This is a genomic window from Azospirillum sp. RU38E (assembly GCF_900188385.1).
GTDB lineage: Bacteria > Pseudomonadota > Alphaproteobacteria > Azospirillales > Azospirillaceae > Niveispirillum.
In genome coordinates, this window is sequence record NZ_FZOI01000053.1 from 1 (window position 1) to 2702 (window position 2702).

A 2702-nucleotide genomic window follows, 5' to 3' on the forward strand; every position below is an offset into this window, starting at 1 on the left:
CAGCCATCTGAATCGGGCCCTGCGTTACCACGGGGGGTTCGATCCTGTCCAGGGTACCCGCCGGGCCCTCGGCAACCTTTTCCGCCGGCGGGGTGCTGGCATCCGTTGCCTGCGGGCTGGCCGCATCGGTGGTGGCGGGCGCGATGCGCGGTACCGTCACCTTGCCGGCTTCCAGATCCTTGGAAACCGCGACAATACCAGCGGCCAGGGCATCGACATTATCGGCGCTCACTTCCCGCGGCAGCGGGTCCAGCCCGGCCGAGGCATAGATTGCACCCAGAGAGTTCTGCAGCTCGGCATAGGCCCGGCCACGGGCGCGGCTGGCCAGCAGGGCCGACGCACGGGCGCGCACCAGTTCAAGCACGTTCTGGGCATCGTTCTGTGTCGCAGCATTGACGTTGCCCAGAATGCGTCTTTCGACATTCTCCAGTTCGCCGGCCCGATCGAACAGGCCACGGGCACGCTCGAAACGATGGTAGGAGAGGTTGACCTGGGTCAGCACGGCCATGCGCAGGGCGGTGCGGCGCACCTCCGCCACCTGCTTGCGGGCTTCCCCGGCATCCCGGATGTCTGACCAGTTCAACAGGTTGAACAGGTTCCAGGTGACCTGGACGCCGGCATCGGCCCAGTTCTGGTTCACCAGATAGGAGTTGCTGTCATAATTCAACCCGCCATAGAGATTGGCGCCCGGCAGCAGGCGCAGCAGGGCTGAACGGGTTTCCAGCGCTGTATTGCGGGCCAGATAGGCCTCTTCCCGCACCTCGGGCCGTTCGATCATGGCGATCGCTTCCAGATCATCGACCGAAAGCGGCATTTTGGGCGTGGCCAGGGCGTTGGTATCCGGGGTTGCCACGCGGAAGCTGGTGGCTGGCGGCAGGTTCATCAGGCTGGCCAGGGTGGCCTGGGTGCTGGCCAACTCGCTATCCAGCGCCTCCAGCTGCTGAATAATTTCCAGCAATGCCTTCTGGAAGCGCAGGCTTTCCAGCGGGGGCAGCAGGCGCTGCTGTTCTGTCTGGCGGGCATAATCCAGGGCCTTGCGGGTATCGGTCAGGGCCGTGGCCACCTCATCCTTCAGCTGCTGGGCACTGACGGCTTCCCAATAGGCGGCGCGGACCTGTTCGGTGATGCTCAGCACCACCTTGCGCCGGCGTTCTTCTGACGCCAGCAGGCGATTGGCCTGGCTTTGCGCAGCGTAATAGCTGAGCCCGAAATCCAGCACGTTCCAGGACAGCTGCAGGTCGGCATTGCCGCCATTGCGGTCCTGGCTGAGGCTGGGGTCAATGGAACGGCTGCCGGTGCGGCGGGATTCCGATACGGTCAGCAATTCGTTTGACCGGGTGCGCAGGCCAGCCCGGGCGGTCAGCTTGGGCAGCAGATCATGGGCGCTGACATCCAGCAACCGATCCTCCAGTGCCTTTTCCATCATGGTCAGGCGATGCTGGAGGTTATATTTGATGGCGCGTGCCAAGGCCTGTTCCAGCGTGACCGGGCCGTTCAGGGCTTCCTGCCCGTTGAACATGGCTTCCCGATCAGCGGCGGCCTGGGCAATCTGCTCATTCAGCGCCACTGGCTGGGGGGTAATCGAGCAGGCACCGAGACCGATCAGCAGAATTGCCGATGTCCCCAGCAAACGCGCCCGGCGCACCGGCAGGCTGGATGAGAAATTTTCAAGACCGTGCCACATGATGACCCCTTCGTTGCCGCAGAAGGCGGCTTGTCTTCTACAAGCTCAATTGAATTTGCTTGGATGGAACCGGGTGGTGCCGCTGGCACCACCCGGCATTATCGAATGATCAGGCCGCCCGTTCACCGGTTTCGGCCGGTTTGGCGTCTGCCCCGTTTCCGCCATCGCCGAGGTCGGCATTATCCGCCCCGGGCCAGACGGCTGCCAGACTATCCAGCCAGGACAGGCTGTCGGCCAGCCAGCCCGTGCTGCGGCTGGCCAGCTTGATCTGCTGGATCACCGGCAGCTTGCCTTCCGGTACCGGGTCGGCGGCGGCCCGGCGGGTGCCGTCGCCCTGGATGTCGGTACGCTGGCCGGGTGCCTGTTGCCCGTTCCCGTCCTGGTTCTGGTCGCGGTTCTGGCCCTGCCCATCGCCCTGGTTGGGAGACTGCTGGGCCGGTGCCTGATCCTGTGCCGGCGTGCCGATATTCAGTTCGAACTGGGTCTGAGCCTGATCCCCTTCGGCGGTGCGGGCGACCACCCGCACTTCCAGCGTGCCCTTGAAATTCGCGGGCACATTGACGGTGAAGGTGCCGGAGGCGGGATCGAACTTGACCCAGGACGGCAGCGGCTTGCCGTCGGCCAGGGTGGCCTGCACGGTCACCGCCGAGCCGACATCGGCAAGGACGAAGGTTGCCGGGGGCAGCGTGAAGACCTGGGTGGAGTTGCCGGCGCTGGTTGACAAGGAGACATCGGCCACCGGTCTGGCGACGATCGCCCCGCCTGTGTTCACCGCAGCGCCGCTGACCGCCGTCTGGGCGGGGGCGACGAAGCCGGAGGTGGCGGTAATCGTACCGGTTGGCGTGACGATGGAGACGGTCGGCGTGACGGGTGCCACCGATATGGTGGGCGTGACCGATGTCACCGTGACGGTCGGCGTGACTGTTGTTGTCGGCAGGCTGGTCGTAACCGTCGGGGTGACCGAGACTGTCGGCGTTGTCGTGGTCGGTGCCGGTGCCGGCGGCGGCGGCGGCGGCGG

At 65.4% G+C, this 2702-nt stretch carries 3 protein-coding genes; 1 reads left to right on the top strand and 2 read right to left on the bottom strand.

What is annotated here, in order from left to right:
- A partial coding sequence (locus CHB97_RS25595; RefSeq protein WP_089290849.1) for a TolC family protein occupies window positions 1–1684 on the bottom strand: 1684 nt, incomplete at its 3' end.
- 109 nt (window positions 1685–1793) lie between these two features.
- Entirely contained in the window at window positions 1794–2408 is a 615-nt protein-coding gene (locus tag CHB97_RS25600; protein WP_160106275.1) for a putative Ig domain-containing protein, read from the bottom strand.
- Between CHB97_RS25600 and CHB97_RS26575 the strand changes: the two genes are divergently transcribed.
- Window positions 2371–2702 (top strand): hypothetical protein (locus tag CHB97_RS26575; protein ID WP_200820138.1); only part of this gene is annotated, 332 nt, incomplete at its 3' end. The two genes, CHB97_RS25600 and CHB97_RS26575, sit on opposite strands and share 38 nt — an antisense overlap.